This is a genomic window from Sphaerisporangium sp. NPDC049003 (assembly GCF_043197795.1).
In the GTDB taxonomy this organism is placed as follows: domain Bacteria; phylum Actinomycetota; class Actinomycetes; order Streptosporangiales; family Streptosporangiaceae; genus Sphaerisporangium.
Genome location: NZ_JBICTU010000002.1, coordinates 277,900 through 304,429, shown reverse-complemented (window position 1 = coordinate 304,429; position 26,530 = coordinate 277,900). Strand labels below are relative to the sequence as shown.

At 69.5% G+C, this 26,530-nt stretch carries 25 protein-coding genes and 1 pseudogene; 11 read left to right on the top strand and 15 right to left on the bottom strand.

Annotated features, from left to right (window positions below):
- Positions 1–51: 51 nt before the first annotated feature.
- The 5 genes from ACGFIV_RS03305 to ACGFIV_RS03285 all read right to left on the bottom strand — a co-directional run bounded on the left by ACGFIV_RS03305 (position 52) and on the right by ACGFIV_RS03285 (position 5,338).
- On the bottom strand, positions 52–2,043 hold the full coding sequence (locus tag ACGFIV_RS03305; RefSeq protein WP_392831499.1) for a glycosyl hydrolase family 28-related protein: 1,992 nt from the start codon (positions 2,041–2,043) through the stop codon (positions 52–54).
- 398 nt (positions 2,044–2,441) lie between these two features.
- On the bottom strand, positions 2,442–3,074 hold the full coding sequence (locus tag ACGFIV_RS03300; RefSeq protein ID WP_358561368.1) for a MerR family transcriptional regulator: 633 nt from the start codon (positions 3,072–3,074) through the stop codon (positions 2,442–2,444).
- 50 nt (positions 3,075–3,124) lie between these two features.
- Positions 3,125–3,886 (bottom strand): SAM-dependent methyltransferase, encoded by a 762-nt coding sequence (locus tag ACGFIV_RS03295; protein WP_392831608.1) that lies wholly within the window; start codon positions 3,884–3,886, stop codon positions 3,125–3,127.
- Positions 3,887–4,254: 368 nt separating this feature from the next.
- On the bottom strand, positions 4,255–4,461 hold the full coding sequence (locus ACGFIV_RS03290; RefSeq protein WP_392831495.1) for a DUF397 domain-containing protein: 207 nt from the start codon (positions 4,459–4,461) through the stop codon (positions 4,255–4,257).
- A 25-nt stretch (positions 4,462–4,486) separates the two neighbouring features.
- On the bottom strand, positions 4,487–5,338 hold the full coding sequence (locus tag ACGFIV_RS03285; RefSeq protein WP_392831492.1) for a helix-turn-helix domain-containing protein: 852 nt from the start codon (positions 5,336–5,338) through the stop codon (positions 4,487–4,489).
- A gap of 480 nt (positions 5,339–5,818) precedes the next feature.
- Here ACGFIV_RS03285 and ACGFIV_RS03280 point away from each other — a divergent pair, with 480 nt between their 5' ends.
- The 5 genes from ACGFIV_RS03280 to ACGFIV_RS03260 all read left to right on the top strand — a co-directional run bounded on the left by ACGFIV_RS03280 (position 5,819) and on the right by ACGFIV_RS03260 (position 11,309).
- On the top strand, positions 5,819–6,223 hold the full coding sequence (locus ACGFIV_RS03280) for an ATP-binding protein (RefSeq protein WP_392831490.1): 405 nt from the start codon (positions 5,819–5,821) through the stop codon (positions 6,221–6,223).
- A gap of 179 nt (positions 6,224–6,402) precedes the next feature.
- Entirely contained in the window at positions 6,403–6,591 is a 189-nt protein-coding gene (locus ACGFIV_RS03275) for a hypothetical protein (protein ID WP_392831487.1), read from the top strand.
- A gap of 102 nt (positions 6,592–6,693) precedes the next feature.
- The gene (locus ACGFIV_RS03270; RefSeq protein ID WP_392831484.1) at positions 6,694–7,656 is read left to right on the top strand and encodes a radical SAM protein; all 963 of its coding nucleotides are present in this window, start codon (positions 6,694–6,696) and stop codon (positions 7,654–7,656) included.
- A 190-nt stretch (positions 7,657–7,846) separates the two neighbouring features.
- Complete coding sequence (locus ACGFIV_RS03265; protein WP_392831481.1) at positions 7,847–8,812, top strand: methyltransferase domain-containing protein; 966 nt, start codon at positions 7,847–7,849, stop codon at positions 8,810–8,812.
- Positions 8,813–10,214: 1,402 nt separating this feature from the next.
- Complete coding sequence (locus tag ACGFIV_RS03260) at positions 10,215–11,309, top strand: acetyl-CoA acetyltransferase (RefSeq protein WP_392831478.1); 1,095 nt, start codon at positions 10,215–10,217, stop codon at positions 11,307–11,309.
- 22 nt (positions 11,310–11,331) lie between these two features.
- Here ACGFIV_RS03260 and ACGFIV_RS03255 read toward each other — a convergent pair whose 3' ends face one another.
- Positions 11,332–12,015 carry a DNA alkylation repair protein gene (locus ACGFIV_RS03255; RefSeq protein ID WP_358554305.1) on the bottom strand — a complete coding sequence of 228 codons (684 nt, stop codon included), beginning with the start codon at positions 12,013–12,015 and terminating at the stop codon, positions 11,332–11,334.
- Complete coding sequence (locus ACGFIV_RS03250; protein WP_358554308.1) at positions 12,012–12,743, bottom strand: TetR/AcrR family transcriptional regulator; 732 nt, start codon at positions 12,741–12,743, stop codon at positions 12,012–12,014. Before ACGFIV_RS03250 ends, ACGFIV_RS03255 begins: the two co-directional genes overlap by 4 nt.
- 168 nt (positions 12,744–12,911) lie before the next feature.
- Between ACGFIV_RS03250 and ACGFIV_RS03245 the strand changes: the two genes are divergently transcribed.
- From ACGFIV_RS03245 to ACGFIV_RS03235, 3 genes are all read left to right on the top strand, one after another.
- A complete protein-coding gene (locus ACGFIV_RS03245; protein ID WP_358554311.1) occupies positions 12,912–14,063 on the top strand; it encodes an acetyl-CoA C-acetyltransferase in 1,152 nt (383 codons plus the stop codon).
- 263 nt (positions 14,064–14,326) lie between these two features.
- Positions 14,327–15,847 carry a glycoside hydrolase family 3 N-terminal domain-containing protein gene (locus ACGFIV_RS03240; protein ID WP_358554314.1) on the top strand — a complete coding sequence of 507 codons (1,521 nt, stop codon included), beginning with the start codon at positions 14,327–14,329 and terminating at the stop codon, positions 15,845–15,847.
- A gap of 64 nt (positions 15,848–15,911) precedes the next feature.
- A complete protein-coding gene (locus ACGFIV_RS03235; RefSeq protein WP_392831473.1) occupies positions 15,912–16,610 on the top strand; it encodes a pentapeptide repeat-containing protein in 699 nt (232 codons plus the stop codon).
- 93 nt (positions 16,611–16,703) lie between these two features.
- On the opposite strand, the gene ACGFIV_RS03230 is transcribed toward ACGFIV_RS03235, so the two are convergent.
- The 3 genes and pseudogenes from ACGFIV_RS03230 to ACGFIV_RS03220 form a co-directional block, all read right to left on the bottom strand.
- Positions 16,704–17,231 (bottom strand): nitronate monooxygenase, encoded by a 528-nt coding sequence (locus ACGFIV_RS03230; RefSeq protein WP_358554320.1) that lies wholly within the window; start codon positions 17,229–17,231, stop codon positions 16,704–16,706.
- A pseudogene (locus tag ACGFIV_RS03225) lies at positions 17,230–17,763 on the bottom strand (CoA transferase subunit A); the annotation flags it as partial. The pseudogene ACGFIV_RS03225 and the gene ACGFIV_RS03230, both read right to left, overlap by 2 nt.
- 11 nt (positions 17,764–17,774) lie before the next feature.
- A complete protein-coding gene (locus ACGFIV_RS03220) occupies positions 17,775–18,527 on the bottom strand; it encodes an enoyl-CoA hydratase family protein (RefSeq protein WP_358554323.1) in 753 nt (250 codons plus the stop codon).
- A gap of 78 nt (positions 18,528–18,605) precedes the next feature.
- Between ACGFIV_RS03220 and ACGFIV_RS03215 the strand changes: the two genes are divergently transcribed.
- Together ACGFIV_RS03215 and ACGFIV_RS03210 are read left to right on the top strand one after the other, a co-directional pair.
- Entirely contained in the window at positions 18,606–19,379 is a 774-nt protein-coding gene (locus ACGFIV_RS03215; RefSeq protein WP_358554367.1) for an SDR family oxidoreductase, read from the top strand.
- Positions 19,380–19,441: 62 nt separating this feature from the next.
- On the top strand, positions 19,442–20,356 hold the full coding sequence (locus tag ACGFIV_RS03210) for an SDR family oxidoreductase (protein WP_392831470.1): 915 nt from the start codon (positions 19,442–19,444) through the stop codon (positions 20,354–20,356).
- 159 nt (positions 20,357–20,515) lie between these two features.
- Here the strand turns inward: ACGFIV_RS03210 and ACGFIV_RS03205 are convergent, their stop codons facing one another.
- Entirely contained in the window at positions 20,516–20,896 is a 381-nt protein-coding gene (locus ACGFIV_RS03205; protein WP_358554326.1) for a hypothetical protein, read from the bottom strand.
- Positions 20,897–20,965: 69 nt separating this feature from the next.
- On the bottom strand, positions 20,966–22,381 hold the full coding sequence (locus tag ACGFIV_RS03200; RefSeq protein WP_358554329.1) for an FAD-binding oxidoreductase: 1,416 nt from the start codon (positions 22,379–22,381) through the stop codon (positions 20,966–20,968).
- A 254-nt stretch (positions 22,382–22,635) separates the two neighbouring features.
- Between ACGFIV_RS03200 and ACGFIV_RS03195 the strand changes: the two genes are divergently transcribed.
- Complete coding sequence (locus tag ACGFIV_RS03195) at positions 22,636–23,466, top strand: hypothetical protein (protein ID WP_358554332.1); 831 nt, start codon at positions 22,636–22,638, stop codon at positions 23,464–23,466.
- Between the two features lie 165 nt (positions 23,467–23,631).
- Here the strand turns inward: ACGFIV_RS03195 and ACGFIV_RS03190 are convergent, their stop codons facing one another.
- Genes ACGFIV_RS03190 through ACGFIV_RS03180 form a run of 3 tightly spaced genes read right to left on the bottom strand, consistent with a single transcriptional unit; the run spans position 23,632 to position 26,309 of the window.
- On the bottom strand, positions 23,632–24,405 hold the full coding sequence (locus ACGFIV_RS03190; RefSeq protein ID WP_358554335.1) for an SDR family oxidoreductase: 774 nt from the start codon (positions 24,403–24,405) through the stop codon (positions 23,632–23,634).
- A 33-nt stretch (positions 24,406–24,438) separates the two neighbouring features.
- The gene (locus ACGFIV_RS03185) at positions 24,439–25,593 is read right to left on the bottom strand and encodes an acyl-CoA dehydrogenase family protein (protein ID WP_358554338.1); all 1,155 of its coding nucleotides are present in this window, start codon (positions 25,591–25,593) and stop codon (positions 24,439–24,441) included.
- Positions 25,590–26,309: a flavin reductase family protein gene (locus ACGFIV_RS03180; RefSeq protein WP_358554341.1), complete on the bottom strand. Its 720-nt coding sequence runs from the start codon at positions 26,307–26,309 to the stop codon at positions 25,590–25,592. Before ACGFIV_RS03180 ends, ACGFIV_RS03185 begins: the two co-directional genes overlap by 4 nt.
- Positions 26,310–26,530: the final 221 nt, after the last annotated feature.

Here is a 26,530-nt window from a genome sequence, read left to right as displayed (position 1 = left end):
GGCGGCCGACCGGCCGGGCCGGCGGGTGCTAGAACGCGTCCTTTGCGTGTGTCACCACTGGGACGGCGCCGGGGGCGCGACGACCGGCGGGCGGTCGTCGCAGGTGATGGTGTTCGGCAGCTCCCACGGGGCGAGCCAGGGGCCGGTGGTGCCGCCCCCGTCGTTGCCGCCGAGGTCGGTCAGCGAGAACTCCGAGCCCGTGGGCGGGAAGTTGAACGACCCGCAGTTGTTGACGCCGACCGCGCCGACGTTGCGGGCGTCCACGTTCTGGAAGGACGCGGACCCCTTCACGCGGGCGCTGACGACCGAGGTGCCCGTGCCGTCGACCTTGATGTCCTTGAAGTGGACGTTCGTGATCGAGTACAGGTCCTTCACCGGCCAGTCGCTGACCAGCATCATCGCGTTGTAGGTGTTGTCGAGGAAGTTGTCGCCGACCACCTGGATGTCGGCGTCGATGTTCTTCTCCAGCGCGAAGAACCAGATGGCCCCGAGGCCGATGTTCCAGTTCAGCTCGTACGTGCCGGCCCGTACCGTGGTGTTGTCCGTGATCCACAGGTGCCCGGCGAACGCCTCGGCGCCGAAGCGGGACCCGACGTGGATGGCGCTGCCCTCGCGGATCGGGTCGGCGACGAGGTTGTTGGAGACCGTGTTGTCGGTTCCGCCGTAGATGGCGATGCCGTTGGCGAGGACCGGCGTCTGCACGGTGTTGTGGTCGAAGGTGTTGCCGGCGTCCGCGGTCTTCTCCGACCACATGGCGAGACCGTCGTCACCCGAGTTGCGGACGAAGTTGTTGGACACGACCGAGTTCGTGACGCCGGTGTGGAAGTTGAGACCGTCGGCGATCTGGTCGACGATGACGTTGTTCGTGACCCGCAGCCTCGTCATCGGGCCGTCGAACCACAGGCCCACCTTGGTGTGGCGGATGTAGAGGCCGTCGATGGTCGAGTCGCTCATCGCCCCGCCGACGCCGTTCACCTGGTCGGTGTCGATGCGCTCGCGGACGTCGCCCTCGATCGTGAAGCCGGACAGGTGGACGTTCCTGCTGCCGCCGGCCGCCGCGTCCTTGCCGTAGAAGCCGACGCCGGTGTGCACCGAGCCGTCGGGGGCCGGAGTGCTGAGGGCGACCTCGCGGCCCTTGATGATCGTGTACCAGCTGCCCGCGCCCTCGATCGTCACGTCGTCGACGATGATGTGGCGGTTCACCTGGTAGACGCCCGGCGGGATGTAGACCTTCAGGTGGCCGCGCTTCGCGAACGCGATCGCCTTGTCGATCGCGTCGGCCGAGTCGCGCCGGCCGAGCGGGTCGGCGCCGAACGCCAGCACGTTCGCCGCGACGAGCCTGACCTGCGGCGCGCCGACGACCTGCGAGTCGAGCAGGTCGATGACCGTCCACGCGGCGTTGCTCCCGGCCGGGACCGTGAGCCGCACCTTGTCACCCGCGCGGTAGGTCTTGCCGAGCAGGAGGCGCTGCTCGTCGTAGAAGTGGTTCGGGCGGAAGGGCTTGGTGATGACCGGGGCGGGCGTCGTGGCGCTGGGCACGCAGCCGCACTCGGTGATCCACCAGTCGGGGTGCAGCAGGCCGGCGCCCGGGTCGTTCGAGAACGGATACTGGTTGTACAGCCACGCGTACTGCGAGGTGAGCGTCATGGACTTCTTGGCCCCGCCGTTCACCGTGACGTTGAGCGGCGCGGTGATGCCGCCGCCGCCCGGCGCGTCCGGGATGCTGTAGCGCACGTTGATCGCGTTCGCCGCGCTCGGCAGCGTGAACTCGACGTACTGTCCCGGCGTCAGCTTGACCGCCTTACGGCCGGACGCCTCGGCGGGCAGCGTGTACGCCGTGCGGTCGGGGCCGATGAGCGTGCCGTTCGTCGCGGCGTTCTCCGCCTCCTGCTCGGCGAAGTCCACGCTGGCGCCCCTGCCCGCGACGAGCGAGGAGTCGAGGGCGGCGCGCGTCACGACAGGGGTCCCGGCGGCGGCCGCGCCCTTGCCGGCCAGGGCCGTGCCGCCGAGCGCGAGGCTGAGACCGACGGTGGCCGCGGTCACCGCCGCGACCGTCCCCGCGGCCTTTCGCGGTGTCCTGCCTGACCACCTCGATACAGCTCCTGTGATGCTGCGTGACATCGAATGTCCGTTTCTCTCGGGGGGTGAACACCTGAAGACGCTCGGGAGGGGACGCCAGAGGGTGAGGTGACATTAAGACGCTCGTGCCTCGCTCCACAAGGGTCCTGCGAAATAGTTTCGTAATCTTGCTCTATAGCTGCGATGCTCGCTTGAATTCTTGCGCCGACTGTCATGAGTCGTTGCGAGGTTTCGCAAGATTCGACCAGCCGGGAAGAAGGCCGCGAGGGTCACGGGAATGCCTCGCGCCCCACGCCGGCGGGCGTGGGGCGCGGTGGGAGGGTCCGGAAGGCGGCCTGGCGCGGGGCGTGCGGGACTCCGGCTCAGCGGCCGAGGATGCGGGCGGACTCCGACTCCTGGGCCAGCCTCCTGAGCACGTCGAACGCCTTGCCGTACAGGACCGTGCCGATCACCAGCGACTCGACGGCCGTCTCGCGGGGACCGTCGAAGGGGATCTTGCCCATCTCGTGCTCGGAGACCAGGCGCATCATCAGGCCGGCGTAGTGGCGCATGCTCTCGTCGCTCGCCGGCATGCCGAGCTGGTCGATCCTGACGAGGATCTGCGCCAGTTCCTCGCGGGTGGGCGCCTCGGGGTGGACGTGCCATTCGAGCTCGTCGATCAGCGTGTCCACACGCTCGCGCGCCGCGTGGTGCTCCTCGTCGTCCGGTCGCGACTCGCCCGGTGAGGCGAGCGCGTAGTGGGCCGTGCCCAGCATCTCGTGGACCGGCATCTCCTCGTCCTCCACCACCGCCACGATCTTGCCGATGGAGGCGACGGGTAGGCGGCCGACCTCCAGGAGCGCGCGGATCAGCCTCAGCCTGCGCAGATGGGCCTCGCCGTACTCCGCCCGGGTGGCGGAGGTCTGCTCGCCCTGGGGGAGCAGACCCTCGCGCAGGTAGTACTTGATCGTGGGGATGGGCACTCCCGACGCGGCGCTGAGCTGGGAAATCCGCATGGGGAGATCGTATCTCCCGGTTGGATATTTTTACTATCCAACGCGTGGAACTACCGGCCGGCCCGCCCGGGAACCAGCCCGACGCCCCCGAGGACGCCGGGGGCCGACTGGTCCTCTTCGAGGTCGTGGTCCGGCCGCCAGGACCCGGCGTGGACCAGTCCTGGCTCCACCAGTTCGAGCCCGGAGAAGTAGTCGCGGATCGTGCTCCGGTCGCGCACCTTGAGCGCTCCCTTGGTCCGCGCGTAGATCCCCTCCGCCTCGGCCAGCGTCTCGTCGTTGAGCTCGCCCTTGAAGCCGTGCGAGAGGACCAGGGCGCCGCCGGCCGGGAGGGTGTCGCGCAGGTGGGCGACGATGCTCGCGGCCTCGGTGTCGTCGTCGACGAAGTGCACGATCGCGCAGAGGATGACGGCGAAGGGCCGGCCGAAGTCGATCTGGGCCTGGGTCTCGGGGTGCTCGATGATCGACTTGGGATCGCGCAGGTCGCCGTTGATGACGCTCGTCCGTGGGTTGTCGGCGAGCAGGGCGCGGGCGTGGACGAGCACGATCGGATCGTTGTCGACGTAGACCACCCGCGCGTCGCGGGTCGCGCCGAGGGCGACCTGGTGGACGTTCTCCCGCGTGGGCAGGCCGGTGCCGATGTCGATGAACTGGTGGATTCCCCGCTCGGCCAGGAAGCGCACGGCCCTGCCGAGGAAGGCCCGGTTCTCGCGGGCGACCTGCCTGACGCCCGGCAGCACCTTCATGATCTTCTCGGCGGCCTCGCGGTCGGAGGCGAAATTGTCCTTGCTAGCTAGTCCTGAAAGTGTGCTTATAACCGTTATGATCGTTGCAGGTCAGAGCGGGGGTCGGGTTCGCCTGGTTGCACTGCACCAACCCGCCTGCCTGGCCGGTCCGTACGCCGTCATCCCATCCGGAGGGGTGCGGGGTAGGGGCTGGGGCGCAAGATGCAGCGCCCTACCGGACGAACGATCTTGCGCCCCAGGTCCTACCCTGCTCGGCTTGTCCTGGGATGACGGCGGGAGGAGCGGACGGGCTTCCGCAGCAACCCGCTACGGTCTTTCGGCAACGCGGGCCGCTCCGGGGCCGGATTCCCCCGCCGGAGGCGTCTTGTCCGGAACGCAAGAGAGCCCCCGTCGTGACGAGGGCTCCTAGGGAACGCGAAGAGGGAGGGGCGGGGTTGTCAGGCGTCGAACTCGCCGCCCCTGACTCCACTCAGGAAGGCTGACCACTCGCCGGGAGTGAAGATCAGCGCCGGACCGGTCGGGTTCTTGCTGTCGCGGACGGCGACGCTGCCGTGAGGCAGATCCCCTATCTCAACGCAGTCCCCGTTGCCGCCGCTGTAGGAACTCTTACGCCATCTGACGCGGGACAAGTCCATGTCAGGCATCCCGCGCCTCCTCTCTATGGATCACCTATGTGAGTCTATCTGCTGCTTCCAACAGCATATCGGCTGAGTCGTTGGGGCTGAGCGCTGCTGCTCTGAGGTAGTCGGACACCATGCCGTACTTGCGCACGTCATCGGCTTCTTCGAGGTAGAGCGCACTCGACATGTTCTCAAGGTAGACCACGTCAAGGTCACTCGACGCGGGGAACCCTACGATGCTGAACGATCCCGTCAGCGCTGGGTGCGCTCCTGCACGGTAGGGCAGGACTTGAACCATGACGTTCGGCCGTCGGTCTGCCAGTCGCCGCAACTGTTCGGCGGTGATCTCTGGCGTACCGACGTGCTGTCTAATGACGCCCTCGCCGAGCACCACTGACAGCTCAAGCGGTCGATCACCTGTGAGCCGCTTCTGTCGCTCCATCCTGACGGTTACAAGACGGCTGATCTCGTCCGGCGAGTCGTTCGGGCGGAACGCTTCGATGATCGCCCGCGCGTACGCCTCGGTCTGCAACAGTCCAGGGACCAACGTCTGTGTGTAGTTCCTGATGGTGGCCGCTTCCGCTTCCAATCCGATCAGTGTGGCGTACTCGCTGGGCAGCAGGTTGCTGTAGTTCTGCCACCAGCCGCGTTGCTGTGCTTCCCGAGCGAGGGTCAACAGGTCTTCTCGCTCGGGTTCGCCGACTTCGTATAGATCGAGGAAGAAACGCAGGTCGCGAGGTCGGATCCCTCGACGTCCCGTTTCGAGGCGACTGAGTGAGGCGGCGGTTATCTCTATCCGTTCCGCTACTTCTTGCATACTCATCCCGCGCTCAACTCTGAGTCTTCGCAGCTCAGAAGCTAGGCGACGGCGGCGCACGGTCGGACTCGTCTCTGGCGGCATGATCTCTCCCTGTGGAAACTTCCAAAGGTAGCTTCCGGAGGAAGCAGTTCTCCGGTAGCTTCCGGAAGTGTACCGCGAGTGACTGCGTGTCGGTAAGCGGATGGACACGCTTCCGCAAGGTCAACTGCCGTGCTCATGAAGGGCAGAGCGCATGACAGGCCAAAACGTTGAACGTTCCTCATCTCGTCTCAAGGCTGGCACGCCCACGAACGGTCGGCGGGTTACTCGGGCGGTAAGGGAAGAGAAGTTCCTTCACCTGGTTCGGCTGGCGTGGGACCTGGACAAGCGGGGTGTCCGGACGTTGCTTGAGCTGCCGCCGAAGCACGAGCCGCTGTTGGTCATTCCTCGGGCGACTGAGCCTGTGCGCGTCATGGCGCTGTCGCATAAGGGGACATGGTTCTTCACCTGGGGCCGGGGTGCGAGTCAGCGGGCGCTGGCGTCGAAGGCGGATTCGGTAGACCGGATCTGGGAGGCGGCGCAATGAGGACGGCGGGGCTTCTCGGCCGCATCGATCTCCTGGCCCAGCCTGGTTCCGTCGCGCTGGCGCGGGCCTACGTGCGCAGGTTGCTGGCCTCGGTGGGCCTGGTGGATGTGGGTGACATTGAGCTGTTGGTCGGTGAGGTCGTCGCGAATTCCGTGAAGCACTCGGACTCTGGGCGTAGGCGCGGTGGAGTCGTGAGTCTTGAGGTTTCCGACGACGGCGAGAGCGTGCGCGTGTCGGTGAGGGATGCGGGCTCGGCGCGGACCATTCCACAGATCCCGTGGCAGGTGGACCCGCTTAGCGAGAGTGGCCGTGGGCTGTGGATGGTCCGTGAACTGTCCTCGGCGTGGGGTTGGTCCGACGACGCCAGGGGCCGGGTGGTCTGGTTCAAGGTGACGCTCTGATGAACAGAACCGATCGGGTCATTCGCCCCCCGCCTGTTAAGGCTCACGGCTGGCGGACCGTATACCGCCCCTCAGTCGGGGACGGCGGCGCGGTGACTTCCCCTAACCCGCGCCGTCGCCTCATCCATCTCGGGGACAAGGCACCGGCGAAAACCGGGCCAATCAAAAGAAAGGAGGAAATGACGGTGCGGAAGATCTTTCCATCATTCGCTACTGGCGTGATCTGCGCTGTGGCCTTTCTGCTCACTTATGGTGGCATGGTCCCGCTGTTCGCTGGCCTGACCACGCTCGATGTCACCCTAACCGGGGTCGTCGCTCTCACGTTCGGCTGGGCATTGTGGCTGGGAGAGCACAAGGCCGGTTCTTGAGGTAGTCGAATTCCAGGTGGCGGCGCGGTGACTTGTGTTCTCCGGCCTGCGCCGTCGCCCATCCATCTCGGGGGCTAGTAAGCAACTCGAAAGGAAGTCACGATGACGGTGCTCACGCACGCGACCAACGGCCCTGCCCTGCTCGGCTGGCACCTGGAATTGGAGCTGACCGGGCGTTGCCAGCTCGAATGCGTCCATTGTTACGCCGAATCGGGGCCGACCGGTGACCATGGCACCATGACGGCAAATGACTGGAGCACGGTCATCGCGGACGCGGCGTCGCTGGGGGTGTCGCAGGTTCAGTTGATCGGCGGTGAGCCGACCGTGCACCCGCAGTTCGTGCGCCTTCTCCGGCACGCGATCGACTGCGGGCTGTCGGTGGAGGTGTTCAGTAACCTGGTGCATGTGCGGGACGAGTGGTGGGAGCTGTTCGTCTCCCCGAAGGTATCGCTGGCCACCAGCTATTACTCCGATCGGTCGTCCGAGCACGCGGCGGTGACGGGCCGCAGGGGTAGCCATGCACGTACACGGGCGAATATCGCTGAGGCGGTCAGGCGCGGGATCCCGGTCCGGGTGGGGATCATCGATGTGCTTGACGGACAGCGCGTTGAGCAGGCCCGTACGGAGCTGGAGGCGCTGGGAGTGACCCGCATCGGCACCGATCGGCTTCGTGGTGTCGGCCGTGGCGCGCGTACGGAATCGGATGTGTCGCAGTTATGCGGGGGGTGTGGGCGTGAACAAGCGGCAATCTCTCCCAGCGGTGATGTGTGGCCGTGTGTCCTGTCGCGGTGGTTGCCTGCCTCTGGGAACGTGCGAGTCCAGGGTCTCGGAGAGATCTTGACCGGCCAGCGGTGGCGTGACCTCGTCGCGACGATCCCGGCGCGAGGACCGGAGATGAAGTGCAGTCCGGATAACAAGTGCAATCCGGAGAACAAATGCAAGCCGGACACGACGGGGTGCAACCCGACGTGTAAGCCGTCTCAGAGAGACGGGTCGGATTGTGCGCCTGCGGAACAGCCCGCGTGCAACCCTCGCTTCTGCAATCCGGATACCAAGAGAAAGTAGGGGTTCAGGGATGAGCTGGGAACGGCATGCGGAAGGTCTCGCTGCGGCTGTGACTCATCCGGGGTCGCGGTGGTGCGGGCCGGTAGCGGCCACTGCCCGGCATCTGCTGGTTCCTCGATGGTGGGAGACAGACGGCGAGGGAGACGGGTGGGGGGCGCTGTACGACGGTCCCTCTGACCCGAAGGCGTGGATGGAGGCGGCCTACAGCGATCGGACGTTGGTCACCCAGGTTGGCGGACGCCACGCCGATCATGCCCGGCTCGGTGAGCGGTGCTCGGGATGGCCCACCTCGTCCTCAACCCTGCCCGGCTTGGTGGTGCGGATGCTGCGGCATCTAGAGGTTTTCCCGGACGCGTCTGTTCTGGATGTGGCGACTGGTAGCGGGTACAGCGCGGCGCTTCTGTCCCGTCTGCTCGGGGAGAGGCAAGTCACCAGCATCGATGTTGATCCGTATCTGACCGAGGTTGCGGCCGAACGCCTGGATGGAATGGGCTTGCATCCCAAGGTGGTCACCTGCGATGCGACGGGGCCGCTTCCTGGGGAGTACGACCGGATCGTGTCGATGGTGTCGGTCAGGCCGATCCCCGCAAGCTGGCTCGCTGCGCTGAAACCGGGCGGACGGCTGGTCACCGTGATCCGCGATACCTCGCTGATCATCACAGCGAACAAGACGGTGGATGGTGGCGCTAGCGGACAGGTGGAGCGGGATCGGGCGATGTTCATGCAGACCCGAAGCGGCGCGGACTATCCACCGGGACCGGTCGAGTTGTGGGACGCCGCCTTCGAGCAGGAGGGTGAGGAGGTCACCAAGGGCCGCTATCCGATGGTGAATGTCTCGGCCGCTTGGGAGTTGTGCTCGATGCTGGAAGTGGTCGCTCCGGGGATCGAGCACCGTTATACAGAGTCCGGAGACGATGGCGGTCAGACTGCGTGGATGGCCCATGCTGATGGATCGTGGTCGCGGGCGAGTGCGGCGTGGGACGAGCTTCCGACCGTTCATCAGGGCGGACCTCGAAGGCTGTGGGACATCCTTGATGAGATTCGGCATCACTGGGTGCGAAACGGTGAACTGCCGGTGCTCGGGTCGCGGGTATCGATCGCCCCCACCGGAGAAATCTCGCTGTCGCGGGGATGGTGGCGGGCATCGATCGCTTGAACTGGGTGGCTGAATCTGTGTCTCTCGGTGGTGCTCAGCAGGAGATCTGACCAGGACCGCGCTGTTCTACTGAGTGGAGTAAGGCACCCGTGGAAGGCCCTCACTGGATTCGTTCCGGTCGGGGGCCTTTCCGTGTTCCCGGCCATGTCGGCTTGGTGGCGTTGGGTGGAGTGTCGGGCACTTGCGGTTTGTCTGGCAGAGACGAACTTGGGCGGGGGTTGTTTCGGCAGTGGACGGGACGATGCGCTCTGGTGATGGGTACGGGAGCGGTGGGGCCGGCGGAATGGCCGTAGGCCACCCGTAGGGCGACCGTGAGGGAGTTCGGCCGGCGCCACTGCGGGGGATGGTCGATCTTGGACAGTTCCGCGGTTGATCGCTGAGTGATCTTGGGGGTCTGGGTGTGCTGTGAGGTTGGCGGCCGGTGCTCCGGCCGGGACCGGCCGAAGGCCGCATGCCCGGCCGGAGGGCACAAGGCCGCGCGGCGCGCTTGCGCGCCGCCTTGACCCTTATAAGAACAATTCGGCAATGCATGCGTGTGCGTGTGATCGTCTAGGGCTGCCGGTTGTTCGGCAACTGATGAGTCAGAGCACGATTCGCTCTTTCGGCAACGCCTCGGGGGGTGGGGTCGTGAGAGGGGCGGCCGATTCTTTCGGCAAAGCTTGGGGGGCGCGGGTGTCGTGTGGGGCGGCGGATTCTTTCGGCAACGCCTCGCATGACTCGTGGGGCGTGAGGGCGTGGGCTGGTTCTGCGGGTTGTTTCGGCAACCGGCGGTGGGTTGCTTGCGCGTTGGCGCGTGGTGGGCGGGGTGAGGGTCGCCTTGGAAGACAGTGCCGGAGGCACCGTTTCGGGGTGCCGGTTGCTGGGCGGAGTGAGCGGTCGTGCGCCACGACGGACCCTGGGGTGGGTGGGCGGGCCGTAGGCGGGGGCTGCGGGGTGAGTGATCGTTTACGGGTGGTGGGCAGGGGGGCGGGGGGTGTGTGGGGGTGGCGATGGCTGGGTAAGGGAAGCGCCCGTTATACGCCTATTTTGAGCAATAGTTGGCTTGCCGCCGAGGTAGTAGTCGTACATGCGGGCCACGCTGGGTGTCCTGGGATCGATCCCGGGTGGAGCCTGCTCCTGGTCGCTCATCCGTGCCCCCGCCTCGCCGTCCGGAGTCGTGACGCCCTCTGACTACCGCTCTCTGGCCGAATATAAACGAAAATCACCACAATCTTGATCATGTGACGATTTTTCGTCTTGCGTGTCGCGGGTCGGTCACACGCGGGCGCTCCGTGTACGGGTGTGGGGGGGCGGGCCCGGTGGAGCAGGATCTGGCGGAGAACCGAGCAAGCGATTGCCTTGCCAAGGTCGGGGCGTTAGCGTGACGGGCGAAGGCACGAAGAGGGCACGGCGAGGGGTGCCGATGCAGGGGTTCGCGGGTCGGGCGGCGGTCGCGGGGGTCGGGATGACGGCCCTGACCAGGCGGTCCGGCCGTACCGTGCTCGAACTCGCGGTGGAGGCCTCGCGCGCGGCGCTCGCCGACGCGGGCGTCGCCGCTTCGGACCTCGACGCGGTGCTGAGTTACCACATGAACGACTCCGTGCCGGTCGTGCAGGTCGCCCGCGCCCTGCGCATCGAGCGGATCGGCTGGCACAACGACACCAGCGGGGGCGGGACCCAGGCGGCGTCCATCCTGGGTGACGCCGCAATGCTGATTTCTAGCGGTATAGCGCGAAATATCCTGGTCTATCGGGCGCTCAACGGGCGTTCGGGGACGCGGATGAACACCGTCTCCACCGGCCCGCAGGAGCGGTTCACCATCCCGTACGGCATGGCGGGCCCCATCCCGATGTTCGCCCTCGCCGCCCAGCGCTACCTGCACGACACCGGGCTCACCGAGGAGCACCTGCACGCCGTCGTCGCCCAGTCCAGGGAGAACGCCGCCGGCAACCCCCGCGCCCTGCGCCGGGAGCCGCTGCCGCTCGGCGACTACCTCGCCAGGCCGTACGTCTGCACGCCGCTGCGGACCGTGGACTGCTGCCAGGAGACCGACGGCGCCTGCGCGCTGGTCGTGCGGGACGTGCGGCTCGCGCCCGAGGCGCCGCGGATCCAGGCGGTCGTCCGCGGCGGCGGCCCCGGCTGCTCGGCCATGGACCGGGCGCCCGACGTCACGGCCGTCTTCTCCGCCTACGTCGCCCCCATGCTGTGGGAGGCCACGGGCCTGTCGGCGCGCGACGTCGACGTGGCGCTCCTCTACGACGCCTACTCCTGGCTGGTGCCGAGGCAACTGGAGGACTTCGGCTTCGTCGCGAGGGAGGACCTCGGGACGTACCTGCTCAAGCGGGGGCACAGGTCGGTCAACCCGCACGGGGGGCTGCTGTCGGAGGGTTATGTCCACGGGCTCAACAACGTGGCGCAGGCCGTGCGGGAACTGCGCGGCGGAGCGCACGAGACGGCCCTGGTGACCGGGTTCGGCGGCGGTTACGGGAGCGCGGCCCTGCTGCGGAGGGCCGGGTGACGCCACGTCCCGCCCGCCGGCGCTAGGTGAGCGGGAGGTTCTTCAGGGCCTCGCGCCGGCTGAGGCCGTTCAGGCCCTTGTGGTTGACATAGCGGACGACCTCGCGGGGATCGGTCTTGGCGTACTCGCGCAGAGCCCAGCCGATGGCCTTGCGTGCGAAGAAGTCGGTGTCGGCGAGACTCGGCTCGATGCAGGCGTACAGCAGGCCCACGTCGGTGCGGTCCTTGAAGGAGTTCTGGCACAGGATCGCGGTGCGCCGCCGCCACAGGTCGTCGACGCCGGCCCATTCGAGCATGAGCGGGCGCATCGTGTCGGGGTAGGCCCGCAGCAGCGACCCGACGCGGTTGACCGCCAGGTCGTCGACGTAGTCCCACCAGGCGCCGGTGACGATCATCTCCTCGTACATCGGCACCGTGTAGAGCGTCTGAAAGCCCTTGTAGTAGCGGAACGCCGATAGCTCCATCGCGGCGTACCGCTCCTCGCGGTACTCGGCGTCGCGCCACATCGCGAGGACGGTCCTGCGCCACTCGGGCGCGCTGTCGATGCGGTGCTCGGAGAGCACCCTCCTCACCGCCGCCCGCCGGGGCACGGCCTGGACGCCGAGGAAGGGCATCGTGGACTTCATGTACGCCTGCATCACGGGTGCCTTGGCGGCGTCGGCCACCTCGGTGAGCGCCACCCGTATGGCTTTGTGGAGCGGGGTCATGCTTTGTGGCTGGTCCGTTCCCCTGTGGCGAGACCGTCGAACAGGACGGTGACGTAGTGCTCGGCGAGGCCGGCGGTGTTGAGCCGGCCGCCGGGACGGAACCAGCGCACGGCGACCCAGATGGTGTCGCGGATCATGCGATAGGTGAGCTTGGGGTCGACGTCGGCGCGGAACTGGCCCTCGGCCTGGCCGCGCTTGATCTGCTCCACCCACATGCGCTCGACCTCGTCCTCGGCCTTGATGAGGTAGTCGAAGCGGTCGCCGGGCAGGGAACGCAGGTAGTTCCAGTCGTTCTGCATCACGGTGATGGCGGCGCGGTGCGGCTCCAGCGTGCTGAAGCCGATGCGGACCATCTCGGACAGGATCGTGCGCGGGTCGCCGTCCTGATCGAGAGCGGACCTGTAGCGCCCGATAAGGTCCTTGAGGAACGTGGACAGGACCTCGTCGACGATCGTCTCTTTGGAGTCGAAGTGGTGGTAGAGGCTTCCGGACAGGATGCCCGCCTCGACGGCGATCTCGCGCACGGTCGTCGCCTGGAAACCCTTGCGTGCGAAGAGCTCGGCGGCGAGCTTCACGAGGTGGTCGCGGCGCTCGGAGGCCGGACCGGACGAGGCGGCCCGCCGTGTGGTGCCCTGGCGCTTGGCCGCCGCCGAGCCGCCCCGGGGGGGAGCTCCTCCGGTCGCCCCCGCGACCGCCGACGCGCCGCCGGAGTTCTTTCGCGTGTTCACGCCCTCCATTATGGGCCTCCGTGCAATCGCTTGTTCACCTAACGCCTGCGGTGAGTCGCCTGCTCACCCTATGTTCCCCTGTCTACCAAGCGCTTGCTACCCTCGGGGATGACTGATTTGTTACGGCTTGCGCACCTTGAGGGCGAACGACCGGAAGGACGGCCTGCCATGAGCGAGGCATACATCGTCGGCGCCGTGCGCACCCCGGTCGGCCGGAGGAACGGCGGCCTGGCCTCGGCCCACCCCGCCGACCTCGGCGCCCATGTCATCCGCGCGCTCATGGATCGTACCGGCGCGGACCCCGCCGCGGTCGACGACGTCGTCTTCGGGCGCGTGGACACCGTCGGCCCGCAGGCGGGGGACATCGCCCGCACCTGCTGGCTCGCGGCGGGCATGCCCGAGGAGGTCCCCGGCGTGACCGTCGACCGGCAGTGCGGGTCCTCCCAGCAGGCCGTCCACTTCGCCGCGCAGGCCGTCCAGAGCGGGAACGCCGATCTGGTCGTCGCGGGAGGCGTCCAGAACATGAGCATGGTCCCGATCGCCCAGGCGATGGCCGCGGGGCAGGCGCTCGGCTTCGCCACCCCGTTCACGGGCTCCAAGGGCTGGCACGCGCGGTACGGCGCGCAGGAGGTGTCCCAGTTCCGCGGCGCCGAGATGATCGCCGAGAGGTGGGACATCTCGCGGCGGGACATGGAGGAGTTCGCCTTCGAGTCCCACCAGAGGGCGCTGGGCGCGATCGAGGAGGGCCGGTTCGAACGCGAGATCGTCCCCTTCGCGGGCGTGCTCGCCGACGAGGGCCCGCGCGCCGACACCACGCTCGCCAAGATGGCCGCACTGAAGACGCTGGTGGAGGGCGGCAGGCTGACCGCCGCGGTGTCCTCCCAGATCTCCGACGGCGCCGCCGCGCTGCTCATCGCCTCCGAGGAGGCCGTACGGGCGCACGGGCTGACCCCGCGCGCCCGTATCCGCCACATGTCGGCGCGCGGCGCCGACCCGATCATGATGCTCTCCGCGCCGATCCCCGCCACCGCTCACGCGCTCAGGAAGGCCGGGATGAAGATCGGCGACATGGACGTCGTCGAGATCGACGAGGCGTTCGCCCCGGTCGTGCTGGCCTGGCTGCGCGAGACCGGGGCCGATCCGGCGCGGGTCAACCCCAGCGGCGGGGCCATCGCCCTCGGCCATCCCCTCGGGGCCACGGGGGCCCGGCTGATGACCTCGCTGCTCCACGAGCTCGAACGCACCGGCGGCCGTTACGGCCTGCAGACGATGTGTGAGGGCGGCGGTCAGGCGAACGTCACCGTCATCGAGCGCCTCTGAATCGCGGGAACTCCGGGCGGGGCGGGCCGTCGCCGAGGACGGCCCGGCCTACTGCGCGTATGGTCGAATCAGGTCGGGAGAGCGCTCTAAAAAGGCGACATCCCATGGTCGTGAGGTATGGAATATAGGAAAGTTTCCTATTAGATTGTCGGATTGTCCCAGACGGCACCCGTGGGAGAGCGCCACCTCCGGGTGCCGCGAGCCATACGGTCCTGCGAGCCTCCGGCGTGTTCCGCCGACGGGCCGCCAGGCGAGGAGAGTGCATGAAGCGCAGCCCCGAGCTACTGCGTCTGGCAGATTCGGTCCTCCTCCCCGGCTTCGAAGGCAGGACTCCGCCCGACTGGCTGCGCCGCCGCCTCGGCGAGGGACTGGCCGGCGTCGTGCTCTTCTCCAGGAACATCGGGACCCCCTCGCAGCTCGCCGAGCTGACCGCCGCCCTGCGCGCAGAGCGGCCGGACGCCGTCATCGGCATCGACGAGGAGACCGGCGACGTCACCCGGCTGGAGGCCCACACCGGAAGTTCGCGCCCGGGTAACTACGCGCTCGGGGTCGTGGACGACGTCGACCTCACCGAGGAGATCGCCAGGGGGCTCGGCGCCGACCTCGCCGCCGCAGGGATCAACGTCAACTTCGCTCCCGCCGCCGACGTCAACTCCAACCCGGGCAACCCGGTCATCGGCCTGCGGTCGTTCGGGGCGGATCCGGCGCTGGTGGCGCGGCACACCGCCGCCTGGGTACGGGGGCTCCAGGCGGCGGTGGTCGCCGCCTGCGCCAAGCACTTCCCCGGCCACGGGGACACCGCGGTCGACTCCCACCACGGCCTGCCCGGGGTGGCGGCGACGCGGGAGCGGCTTCACGAGGTGGAACTGCTCCCGTTCCGCGCGGCCGTCGCCGAGGGAGTGCGCATGATCATGACCGGCCACCTGCTGGTCGGCGCGTACGACTCCGAGCTCCCCGCCACGCTCAGCCCCCGCGTCCTCACCGGCCTGCTCAGAGATGAGCTGGGCTTCGACGGCGTGACCATCACCGACGCCATCGAGATGGCCGCGGTCGCGGAGCGGTACGGCATCGGCGGGGCGAGCGCGCGGGCCGTCGCCGCCGGAGCCGACCTGATCTGCGTGGGCGGGGAGAACTCCGACGACGCGGTGGTGGCGGCGATCCGTGGGTCGATCGCCGACGCGGTGGCCGAAGGACTGCTGCCGGAGGAACGGCTCGCGGACGCCGCCCGCCGCGTCGCCGGCCTCACCGCCTGGACGTGCTCACGCCCCTCCGCCGAACCCTCCTCCGTCTCGGCCGCGCGGGGGAAGACGGGCCTCGCCGCCGCGCGCCGGGCCATCCGCGTCACCGCTCGCGTCACTGGGCGGGCCGCCGTGCTCCCGCTGGTGACCGCTCCGCACGTGGCCGAGCTGTCCCCCCAGATGAACCTCGCGATCGACAAGGACATGCCGTGGGGGGTGGGGGAGCCGCTCAGCAAGCTCCTGCCCGGCACCACGGTCGCGCGCCTCGACCAGGAGAGCGCCGCGACCTCGCTCGACGAGGCCGTGCTCGTGCCGGCGGCCGACCGGCCGCTGGTGGTGGTTGTCCGGGACGCGCACCGCCACGCCTGGCAGATGGCGGCGCTCGACAGGCTGCTGGCCGCTCGGCCCGACGGCATCGTGGTCGAGATGGGCCTGCCCGGCCGTACCGACCTCGGCGCCGTCCACATCGCCACGCACGGCGCCGCCCGCGTGTGCGGCCAGGCGGCGGCCGAGACCCTCACCGGCCTCCTGGACGCCCAGATCTGACCGGTCTCCGGCGGCTGGTGGGGTCGGTGCGTTTCTGTCGGGGGCGGCTGGTTGAATCGCGGGCATGGACATCGCGCGGCTGGTCGCAGAGCAGCAGGAGTTCGACGGTCTCGACCTTTCAGGGGCCGCGCTGACAGACGCGCTCCAGCCGGGGCCGCTGGTCTTCCGCGACTGTGACCTGACCGGAGCCGACCTCAGCGAGGCGAGCCTGATCGAGGCCGTCTTCGAGGGGTGCGTGCTCGACCGCGCCGACTTCCGCAGGGCCGACCTCGACGGGGCGCGGTTCACCGGAGGCGGCGGAGCGGGCGTGCGCTTCGGGGGCGCCGAGCTGACCGACGCCGTCTTCGCCGACGTCGACCTCTCCCGGGCCGACTTCGTGGACACGCTGCTCACCGACGTCTCCTTCACCGGCTGTCGCATGATCGGCGCGAAGCTGTCGGGCTGCCGCGGCACGGGCTACACCCTCGCCGGCAGCAACCTCACCCTCGCCGACCTGTCGGGCTGCGGCTTTCGCGACCAGGCGATCGACGGCGTCCGGTTCGACGAGGCCAATCTTTCGGCCTGCGACTTCACCAAGGCCGCGCTCACCGACTGCCGCCTGATCCGCGCGCGGCTCGTGGACGCGAAGTTCGCCAAGGCCGACCTGCGCGGCGCCGACCTCGGCGAGCCCGACGACAGCGAGCTGCGCTACCTCAAGGGCGCCGTCATCAACCACGCCCAGGCCGCCGCACTCCTCGCCGCCCGCGGCCTCACGGTCGTGTGACCGTCCTTCGCCACCCCGCCGAGGACCCGAGGGGTTCGCTCCCCGGCCGCGCGAGGTCCTGTACGGGAGCTGAGCGACGCCCGGCCCTGGGCGCTAGTGCTCCTGGAAGCCGTCCGTCCCGGGAAAAGCGGCGAGTGCGGACAGGGTGGTCCTGGCCTCGGCCATGATGCGGGTGATCAGTTCCTCGCAGCTGGGAAGATCGTCGATCACGCCGACGACCTGGCCCGACGCCATCACGCCGAGGTCGGCCCTGCCGTCCACCATGGCGGCCTTGAGCAGCATCGGGGTGTTGGCGGCCTGGATCACCTGGGCCCAGGTGAGGTCGCGCCCGTGGCGCATGCGGCGCCCCTCACGGAGCGTCTCGGCCCAGGTCAGCCCGGAGATCTTCTTGAAGCGCGCGCCGTTGGCGATGGCCCGGGCCAGGCCCCTGAGCCGTCCGGCGCTTTCGAGCGACTCCACGAACGGCATCCTCAGCACCCGATGGGGCACGCCGTCCACCCGGGTGGTCACCAGCGTGTCCGACATGCCGAGGTAGAGCTTCTTCACCTCGTCGCCCACGGTCGAGTCCGAGGTGAGCAGGAACCTCGTTCCCATGGCGACCCCGGCCGCGCCGTAGGCCATCGCCGAAGTAGGGGTCGGGGCCGAGGTACTGCGCGTTGCCCCGCCGGTCCGCGCGGTTGAGGTGCACCAGCGCCGCGTCCATCGTCAGGGCGGGCACCGCGACCAGCTCCTCGCCGTCCTCGTAGGGCGAGCGGACCGTACGAAGGCCCGGGTTGACGCGCATGACGTCCGACCCGAGGCCCGCCCGGGTGGGCAGGAACGGCAGCCGGTGGGCCGCCGCGAGCAGGCCGAACATGAACATGCCCTCGTCGTACTCGGTGAACTCCACCGCACCCGTCTGCCGCGCGACCCGGAAGTGCGGTTCCAGGGGGATCGAGTCGAGGGTGACGAACGGGGCCACGACCCTGCGCACCTTGCCGTACGCGCACAGCAGGCCCACGTCGGCCCCTCCGTACGACACCACCGTGAGGTCACGGAGCGCGGAGCGGCAGATCGCGCGGACCAGGGCCATCGGCTTGCGCCGGGACCCCCAGCCGCCGATCCCGATCGTCATGCCGCTCTCCAGGGACCCGGCGATCTCGTCGGCCGACATCGTCTTGTCCCTCATCCGAGGTCCTCCCGGGCGCGGTCGGTGAAGGCGGCGCGGTGACGGTCGCCCGCGCCCATCAGGTTGAGCTCGAAGGTGAAGCCCTGCTCGAACCGGTATCCGCGCTTCACGTCGACGGGGTCGATGCCGTTCAGCGACTCCTTGGCCCGGCGGATGACATACGGGTCCTTGCCCGCGATCTGGCCGGCGACCTCGAAGGCGGCGTCCCTCAGCTTGTCGCGCGGCACGATCTCCAGCACCGAGCCGTGCTGGCGCAGCTCGGCGGCCGTGATGTTGCGGCAGGTGTACACCATGGCCCTCATGAGGTGCTGAGGTACGAGCCTCGCCAGGTGGGTCGCCGCTCCGAGCGCCCCCCTGTCCACCTCTGGCAGCCCGAAGTAGGCGTCCTCGCTGGCCACGACGATGTCGGCGTTGCCCACCAGGCCGATGCCGCCGCCCAGGCAGAAGCCGTGTACGGCGGCGAGCACCGGGACCTCGCACTCGTAGACGGCCGCGAAGGCCGCGTAGCAGCCGCGGTTGGCGCCGACCAGAGCCTCGTACCCGGACGTACGCCGCATCTCCTTGATGTCCACGCCGGCGTTGAAGCCCGTTCCCTCCGCGCGGAGCACGACGACCCGCGTCCCCGGGTCGCGTCCCGCCGCGAGCACGGCGTCCGCCAGGTCGAACCAGCCCTGGACGGGCAGCGCGTTGACCGGGGGGACGTCGACCACGACCTCCGTGATCGGGCCGCCGTTCACTGTGATTCCCATCGCCCCTCACCGACCCTTTGGCACCTAACGCTTGCTTGGTACCGTAGCACGACGGCCATATCAGGGGCGGTGGTGCGGATGGTGAGCTACGACTACACCGGCAGGGTCGTGCTGGTGACCGGGGGCAGCAGGGGCATCGGGGCCGGCATCGCCTCGGCCTTCCTCGGAGCCGGCGCCGAGGTGGTGGTCTGCGCCCGCAAGCCGCCCGACCGGCTGCCCAGGGAGCCGGAGGGCCTGCTGCGCGGGGGCACGGGGCCGTTCCGCCAGGCGCGCTACCTCGCCGCGGACGTCCGGGACCCCGGCGACGTCGACCGCCTGTTCGCCGGGATCGAGCAGGGGTACGGGCGGCTGGACGTGGTCGTCAACAACGCCGGCGGCTCACCTGCCGCGCCGCTCGCCGGCACGTCGCCGCGCCTCCACGCCAAGATCATCGAACTCAACCTGACGGCGCCGCTGCTGGTGTCCCAGCGCGCGTATCCCCCGCTGTCCGCGTCCGCGGGCTCGATCGTGATGATCGGGAGCGTGAGCGGCGACCGGCCCTCGCCCGGCACCTCCGCGTACGGCGCGGCCAAGGCCGGGCTCCACCACCTGGCCGAGTGCCTGGCGGCGGAGTGGGCGCCCGCCGTCCGGGTCAACACGGTCGTGGTCGGCCTCGCCGAGACCGAGAACGCGGCGGGCCACTTCGGCGGATCCTTCGAGCAGGTGGCCGCGACCGTCCCCGCGGGTCGCATGGCCAGGCCGCAGGACGTGGCCGAGGCCTGCCTGTGGCTGGGCTCACCGGGCTTCGTGACGGGCGCGCGGGTCCATGTCCACGGAGGGGGCGAGATCCCGGCTTGGCGACAGCTTTCCTGATCTGGGCATATATCCCTTTTTCTGGGGAAACTTACGTGATCATCGCGGCAAAGGAATGGTGAATGAGCGGTATCTGTGCGGGGCGCGTCGTCGTGGTGACCGGCGCCGGGCGTGGCATCGGACGGGAGCACGCACTGGAGTTCGCCCGGCAGGGAGCGAAGGTCGTCGTGAACGACCTGGGCACCGGACTCCAGGGGGCGGGACGCTCCGGCGGTCCGGCACAGGCCGTCGTGGAGGAGATCAGGGACCTCGGCGGCCAGGCGGTCGCCAACTGCGACGACGTCGCCGACTGGGACGGCGCCGGGCGCCTGGTGAAGACCGCGCTGAGCGCCTTCGGCGGCCTCGACGTGCTCGTGAACAACGCGGGGTTCGTCCGCGACCGCATGCTCGTCTCGATGACCGAGGAGGAATGGGACGACGTCATCCGCGTCCACCTCAAGGGTCACTTCCTGCCGCTGCGGCACGCGGCCACGTACTGGCGGGAGCGCTCGAAGGCGGGCGAGCCCGTGGACGCCCGGGTGGTCAACACCTCCTCGGGCGCCGGGCTGCTGGGCAGCGTCGGCCAGGGCAACTACGCCGCGGCCAAGGCCGGGATCGTCGCGCTCACCCACACGGCCGCCGCCGAGCTCGGACGCTACGGCGTGACCGTCAACGCCATCGCCCCGGCCGCGCGCACGCGGATGACCGAGGAGGTCTTCGCCGGGATGATGGCCCGCCCGGACTCGGGCTTCGACGTCATGCACCCCGGCAACGTGGCACCTCTGGTGGTCTGGCTCGGCTCGGCCGAGTCGTCGGAGGTGACCGGGAGGGTGTTCGAGGTCGAGGGCGGCATGATCTCCATCGCCACCGGGTGGCGCCACGGTCCCGGCGTGGACAAGGGCGCCCGGTGGGACGTACACGAGATCGGCGAGGCCGTCGGCAAGCTCATGGCCGACGCCCCGAGCCCCGACTCGGTGTACGGCACGGCACAGGGATGAACCGCGCCTTGTTCACGGGCCTTTCGGTGGTGAGGACTTTGGGTGGTGAGGTCTTTGGGTGGTGAGGTCTTTTCGGCGGATGGGGCGGGAGCCCCGGGAGTGGGGCTCCGGTCCACGGGCGTATCTCCGGGACGAGCGGGCTGACCGGGTAACCGGCCTTCAGGAGAAGGCGTAGCACTCCACTTCGGACCGGCGGTAGGTCAGGCCGCTTTCGACGGACTCTCTCACGCACTGCTGTTGACGGTCGCTGAGCACCAGCACACCGCACACGGTGATGCTGGAGTAGGTGCGGCAGTCGAGGTCGGTGGCGGGTCGCGGGCCGATCTGGTACTTCTCCTTGACCTGCGCCCGGCATTCCTCCCGCGTCTTGGCCGTGTCGGCATATCGGCACTGACGGGTGAGTATCCGGTATTGATCCTTGCTGACGGACTTCTTCTCTTCTTGGACCGGCGGCCCCCCGGCCGCGACCGTACTGAACATCGCGGTCGTACCGAACATCGTCATCGTGGCGAGCACGACGACTGTCGTGATCCTTTTCATGACTTCCCCCAGTCATGACCTTCTTACCCGCTGTGCGGCCTTTCCACGAATTTCTGGACAAATGTCCCTTCAGGCGAGCACCGGGTGGTTGCTCCGGAACACTCCGAGCGGGTCGTGGTGGCGCTTGGCGCCGCGCAGCCTCGCCAGCACGTCACCCGGGTACGCGGAGGCGCTGTTCTCCTCGTGCGCGAGGAAGTTGAAGGGCTTGATGCCGGTGGTGTGCCGGGCCAGCGCCAGGCGCAGCTCGTTCTGCCGGGCCCTGACCGCCCGGACGGCCTCCGGCGTCGGCGTGATCCCGAGCGCGCTGACCAGGTACGGCTCGCGGACGTACCCGCACGCCCCCGCGTCCGGTGCGAGTCGCGACAGCGCGCCGCCGAGGTGGCGGATCTGCACGGACGTCAGCGGCATCCCGGCGCCCGGCGCCGTGGCCGAGAGGAACGCCGCGGCGGTGGTGTCGTCGAACCGGCCGAAGAGCTCGGCGCGCATCATCGAGGGGGAGGGGGAGGTCGGCTCGGCGCAGATGCCGCCCAGGTCGCGCGGCGCGACCTCGCCCCGCGTGTCGACGATCACGCCCGGGATGCGGTCGAACCGCTGCAGCAGCGCGCGAGCCTCGGCGCCGTCACCCAGGAACGTCACGTCGACCACGACCGCCGACAGGCCGCGCAGCGGTTCGGGCAGCTCGGGGAAGGGCGGGAACTGCATGAGCGCGAACCACACGCTCAGCTCCTCGGGCGCCTCCGCGGTGACGTCGCGGAAGGCGGCGAGGACGTCGGCCGCCCGCTCGGCCGGCCAGATGACGCGCCCGCCGTACAGCTCCGGCGCGGGGAACAGCTCGAACTCCATGGCGGTGACCAGGGCGAAGTCGCCGCCGCCGCCCCGCAGGGCCCAGAACAGCTCGGCGTCGGACTCGTCGGTGACCCGCCGTGCCACACCGTGGGCATCGATGACGTCGAACGCGCGCACGCTGTTGGCCGCGAACCCGTGCCGCCTGCTGAACCAGCTCAGGCCGCCGCCGAGGGTGTACCCGGTGGCGCTGACCACGGGTGAGCTGCCGGCGAGGCCGGTGAGCCCGTGCTTGCCCGCCTCCGCGAGCACCGCGCCCCACGAGGCGCCCGCCTCCACCCGGGCGAGCCTCCGCTCCGGCCACACCTGCACGCCGTCCAACCGGCCCGTACGGACCAGGATCTCCCCGTCGAGGCCGTCCGAGGCCCCGTGGCCGCTCGGCTGGACGGCGACGCCGAAGCCGTTCCGCACGGCGAAGCGGACCACCTCGGCCGCGTCGGCCGCGTTCTCGACCTCCACGACGGCGCTGACCGGCTGGTCGACCGTGAGGTTCCACGCCTGCTTCGCGGTCTCGAAGCCCTCGTCCCCGGGTACGGACACCCGGCCGCGCACCGCGCCGCGGAGTTCCTTGGCCTGCCCTGACTCCATGCCGGCCTGCGTGCCGTAGCCGCCGGTTCTGAGTCCCGTGTCGTGCGAAGTCATTGTCTCTCCTCATGTGGGGCCTGGTAGAGCGCTCCGATCACGCCGACGGGCCCGCAACCGCGTGGGGTGCTTACCATCTACGGTCCACTAGGCCGTTTGGGGAGAACTTGGGACTGACTGGTCGCCAGCTTGTGGCCCGCCCGTAGCCCTGCTCGGACCCTCATGCGGTTCCGGGCGAAGGTGTCAGGACGCGATGTCCGCCATGTCCGTACGATGCTCACGGTACTGACTTGTCGAGTATGGGATGGAGTGCCGTGAAGATCGCCTATGTCACCTACGACGGTCCGGACGACGACCGGGAGGTGCTGCTCGCCGCCTGGAAGCAGGCGGGTGTCGACGGCGCGGCGGTGCGCTGGGACGACCCGGACGCCGACTGGGCCGCCTTCGACGCCGCCGTGGTCCGCTCGACGTGGAACTACATCGACCGCCGCCAGGAGTTCGTGGACTGGGCGCACAAGACCGAGAGCGCGACCCGGCTGCTGAACCCGGCCGCCGTGCTGGAGCGCAACACCGACAAGACCTACCTGCGTGACCTCGAACGGCTCGGGATCCCGATCGTGCCGACCCACTGGGTGGGCGCGGACGACGAGGCGGACCTTCCCGCGTGGGACGACTACGTCGTCAAGCCGGCCGTCTCGGCGGGGGCGCGCGACACCATCCGTACGGCCGGCGTCGACGAGGCGGCGGCGCACGCCGGGCGGATCGTCGCGGGTGGCAAGGTCGCCATGGTGCAGCCGTACCTCGACATGGTGGAGAGCGAGGGCGAGACCTCGCTGATCTTCTTCGGCGGCAGGTTCAGCCACGCCATACGCCGCAACGCCATGCTGGCCAACGGCACCGAGGCCCCCCGCGCGAACCACGTCGGCGCGGACCTCCGCGACCCCGCCCCCGACCAGCTCGATCTCGCGGGACGGGTGCTGGGCTCCATCCCCGAGGACATCCTGTACGCCCGCGTGGACCTGGTCCGCCTTCCCGACGGAAGCCCCGCACTGATCGAGCTTGAACTCACCGAGCCCTACTTCTACCTCGCCTACGCCCCCGGAGCCGCTACCCGCTTCACCACCGCCCTCCGCGCCCTCCTCTGAACGACGCCCTCCTCTGAACGACGACCTCCCCTGAACGACGCGCTCCCCTGAACGACGACCTCCTGTGAACCCTGCCCGGCTCGCGCCCCGCCACCGACGCGCGAGCCGAGCGGCCTCACATGTCGCCGCCGTGCGTGCCGGCGGGTTCGTGGGGTGGGTCTGGTGTCAGGGGTGCTGGCTGGAGACCGAGATGATCTCGCCGGTCATGTACGAGGAGTAGTCCCCGGCCAGGAAGACGATGACGTTGGCGACCTCCCACGGTTCGGCCGGCCTTCCGAACGCCTCTTTCGCGGTCAGTTCGGCGAGCAGGTCGTCGCTGGTCACCTTGGCGAGGAACGGGTGCATGGCCAGCGACGGCGCCACCGCGTTGATCCGTATGCCGTGCCCGGCGGCCTCAAGCGCCGCGCAGCGGGTCAGGGCCATCACCCCGGCCTTGGCGGCGGCGTAGTGCGACTGGCCCTTCTGCGCCCGCCACCCGATGACCGAGGCGTTGTTGACGATCACGCCCCGGCCCTGGGGGATCATGTGCCTGAGCGCGGCACGGGTGCAGCGCATCGTGCCGGTGAGGGTGACGCCGACCACCATGTCCCACTGCTCGTCCGTCATGTCCACCAGGTCGGCCGTGCCGCCGAGGCCGGCGTTGTTGACCACGACGTCGATCCGCCCGTGCGCGTCCATGGCCGCGTCGAACAACGCGAGGACCTGCGCCTCCGAGGTGACGTCGCACGGCACGGCGAGCGGCCGCACCCCGGTCAGCCCGGTCAGCGACGCGGCGGCCTCGGCGAGCCGGCGCTCGTGCCGGTCGGAGATGACGATCGTGGCCCCCTCCTCCGCGCACCGCCTGGCCGTGGCGTACCCGATGCCGGCCCCGGCGGCGGCCGTCACCAGCGTGACCTTCCCGTCGAGCAGGCCGTGCGCGGGTGGGTAGGCGGGGGTCATGGCGAGCTCCTGTCGGGATGGCGCCTGCCCGGGTCAGCGGTCCTTCGGCAGGCCGAGCGTACGTTCGGCGATGATGTCGCGCTGGATCTCGCTCGAACCGGCATAGATCGTGTCGGCGCGGCTGAACAGGTAGAGCCGCTGGAGGTCGTTGAGGTCGTACGGCTCGCCACCCGCCACCAGGCCTTCCCGTCCCTGCACGGCCTGCGCCAGCTCGCCCAGCCTGCGGTGCCACTCCGACCAGTAGAGCTTGGCGATCGAGACCTCAGGCCCCGGCTCGCCCGCCGACAGGGACGTCATCGTGCGCAGGGCGTTGAACCGCATGATCTCCAGCTCCAGCCACGACCGGACGAGCCGGTCGCGCAGCACCGGGTCCTCCGCCGCGCCGGTGCGCTCGGCCGTCTCGATCACCGTGTCCAGTTCGCGCCTGAAGCCGATCTGCTGGCCGAGCGTGGAGGCGCCGCGCTCGTACCCCAGCGTGGCCATGGCGACCCGCCAGCCCTCCCCGGGCGCGCCCAGGATGTCGGCGGCGGCCGTACGGGCGCCGTCGAAGAAGACCTCGCTGAACTCGCTCGTGCCCGTCATCTGGACGATGGGACGGACCTCGACGCCGGGCTGGTCCATGGGCACCAGCAGGTACGACAGGCCGCGGTGCCGCCGCGAGCCCGGCTCGGTCCTGGCCAGGACGAAGCACCAGCCGGCCACGTGCGCGAGGGACGTCCATACTTTCTGACCGGTGATGACCCATTCGCCGCCCTCCAGGGTGGCGCGGGTGCGCACGCCCGCCAGGTCGGAACCGGCGTCCGGTTCGGAGTACCCCTGGCACCAAAGCTCCTGGCCCGACTGGATGGGCGGCAGGAACCGGCGCTTCTGCTCCTCGGTGCCGAAGTCGAGGATCGTCGGCCCGATCAGGCCCTCGCCGATGTGACCCACCCGGGCGGGCGCGTTCGCCCTGGCGTACTCCTCGTGGAAGATCACCTGCTGGTCGAGGGGCGCGTCGCGCCCGCCGTACTCCTCCGGCCAGCCGAGGCAGGTCCACCGGGCTGCGCCGAGGTGGCGCTCCCAGGCCATGCGAAGCTCGTGACCCTCGTGCTCCCGGCCGGGCCCGCCGAGCCCCCGGGCGCCGGCGAACTCGCCGGTCAGGTTCTCCTCCAGCCAGGAACGGACCTCCTCGCGGAAGCCGTCGCTCATGCGTCGAACCGGCCGTAGCCTCCGCGGAAGAACACCAGGGGCCCGCGGTCCTCGTGCGTGTCCAGGTCGTGGACGCGGGCCACGACGATCAGGTGGTCCCCCGCGAGGTGCTCCGTCTCCACCGAGCAGTCGATCCAGGCGAGCGCGCCGTCGAGGACGGGGCTCCCGCCGGGGGAGGTGGTCCAGGCGAGGCCGGCGAACTTGTCCCCGCCCCTGGCGGCGAGCTGCCTGCTGACCTGTTCGTGGTGTTCGGCGAGGACGTTCACGCAGAGTCGCTCCGCCGACCTCAGCCTTGGCCAGGTCGTGCTGGTGTGCGCGACGCAGAAGGCCACCAGCGGGGGGTCGAGCGAAACAGAGGTGAAGGAGTTGGCCACGAGCCCGCACGGCTCACCGCTCACCGGGTCGAGCGCCGTGATCGCGACCACACCGGTCGCGAACCGGCCCAGCACGTTCCTGAAATGCTGCCCGCCGGTCAAGGAGGCGGACTGCCCGTTCGCGGCGGAGGCGCGCCGTCCGTTCGTGGTGGGGGACTGCGTCGTGGAGGAACGGGTCGTGGAGGAACGGGTCGTGGAGGACTGCGGGGAGCCGGGACGGACGGGCGGGAGAGGCGGCAAGGGGGGAGGAGGAACGGACGCGCCGTCGCGCACCGTGGAGGGGTGCCCGTGGACCGCGGCGGCGCCGTGCGGCGCGATCAGCCGGGCCGCGTGGGTGCTCATCGTCGTACTCGCCTCCTTGGGTGGCGCCTGGCTCCCCCAGGAAGTGCTCGACGGGGAGGACGTGAGGGGGGCGGTCTCCTCCATCGTATCCCTTACTTTACCAAGCGCTTGCTTGGAAGATAGGAGAGGTGATGCCGCGATGTCAAGCCGGTCGCGTCTTCCCGCATGTCAGTTGGCCTCCTCGACCTCGCCCGCCTCGGTCTCGCTCACGGCGGTGGCGT

What these genes read in the sequence shown, in the direction of transcription:
- ACGFIV_RS03240 (WP_358554314.1), top strand. Translation starts at nt 14,327, where the DNA reads ATGAAGCGCAGCCCCGAGCTACTGCGTCTGGCAGATTCGGTCCTCCTC.
- ACGFIV_RS03300 (WP_358561368.1), bottom strand. Translation starts at nt 3,074, where the DNA reads ATGCGGATTTCCCAGCTCAGCGCCGCGTCGGGAGTGCCCATCCCCACG.
- ACGFIV_RS03190 (WP_358554335.1), bottom strand. Translation starts at nt 24,405, where the DNA reads ATGACCCCCGCCTACCCACCCGCGCACGGCCTGCTCGACGGGAAGGTC.
- ACGFIV_RS03260 (WP_392831478.1), top strand. Translation starts at nt 10,215, where the DNA reads ATGCAGGGGTTCGCGGGTCGGGCGGCGGTCGCGGGGGTCGGGATGACG.
- ACGFIV_RS03270 (WP_392831484.1), top strand. Translation starts at nt 6,694, where the DNA reads ATGACGGTGCTCACGCACGCGACCAACGGCCCTGCCCTGCTCGGCTGG.
- ACGFIV_RS03220 (WP_358554323.1), bottom strand. Translation starts at nt 18,527, where the DNA reads ATGGGAATCACAGTGAACGGCGGCCCGATCACGGAGGTCGTGGTCGAC.
- ACGFIV_RS03255 (WP_358554305.1), bottom strand. Translation starts at nt 12,015, where the DNA reads ATGACCCCGCTCCACAAAGCCATACGGGTGGCGCTCACCGAGGTGGCC.
- ACGFIV_RS03245 (WP_358554311.1), top strand. Translation starts at nt 12,912, where the DNA reads ATGAGCGAGGCATACATCGTCGGCGCCGTGCGCACCCCGGTCGGCCGG.
- ACGFIV_RS03230 (WP_358554320.1), bottom strand. Translation starts at nt 17,231, where the DNA reads ATGGCCTACGGCGCGGCCGGGGTCGCCATGGGAACGAGGTTCCTGCTC.
- ACGFIV_RS03290 (WP_392831495.1), bottom strand. Translation starts at nt 4,461, where the DNA reads ATGCCTGACATGGACTTGTCCCGCGTCAGATGGCGTAAGAGTTCCTAC.
- ACGFIV_RS03235 (WP_392831473.1), top strand. Translation starts at nt 15,912, where the DNA reads ATGGACATCGCGCGGCTGGTCGCAGAGCAGCAGGAGTTCGACGGTCTC.
- ACGFIV_RS03275 (WP_392831487.1), top strand. Translation starts at nt 6,403, where the DNA reads ATGACGGTGCGGAAGATCTTTCCATCATTCGCTACTGGCGTGATCTGC.
- ACGFIV_RS03200 (WP_358554329.1), bottom strand. Translation starts at nt 22,381, where the DNA reads ATGACTTCGCACGACACGGGACTCAGAACCGGCGGCTACGGCACGCAG.
- ACGFIV_RS03265 (WP_392831481.1), top strand. Translation starts at nt 7,847, where the DNA reads ATGGAGGCGGCCTACAGCGATCGGACGTTGGTCACCCAGGTTGGCGGA.
- ACGFIV_RS03205 (WP_358554326.1), bottom strand. Translation starts at nt 20,896, where the DNA reads ATGAAAAGGATCACGACAGTCGTCGTGCTCGCCACGATGACGATGTTC.
- ACGFIV_RS03280 (WP_392831490.1), top strand. Translation starts at nt 5,819, where the DNA reads ATGAGGACGGCGGGGCTTCTCGGCCGCATCGATCTCCTGGCCCAGCCT.
- ACGFIV_RS03180 (WP_358554341.1), bottom strand. Translation starts at nt 26,309, where the DNA reads ATGAGCACCCACGCGGCCCGGCTGATCGCGCCGCACGGCGCCGCCGCG.
- ACGFIV_RS03215 (WP_358554367.1), top strand. Translation starts at nt 18,606, where the DNA reads ATGGTGAGCTACGACTACACCGGCAGGGTCGTGCTGGTGACCGGGGGC.
- ACGFIV_RS03285 (WP_392831492.1), bottom strand. Translation starts at nt 5,338, where the DNA reads ATGCCGCCAGAGACGAGTCCGACCGTGCGCCGCCGTCGCCTAGCTTCT.
- ACGFIV_RS03210 (WP_392831470.1), top strand. Translation starts at nt 19,442, where the DNA reads ATGAGCGGTATCTGTGCGGGGCGCGTCGTCGTGGTGACCGGCGCCGGG.
- ACGFIV_RS03185 (WP_358554338.1), bottom strand. Translation starts at nt 25,593, where the DNA reads ATGAGCGACGGCTTCCGCGAGGAGGTCCGTTCCTGGCTGGAGGAGAAC.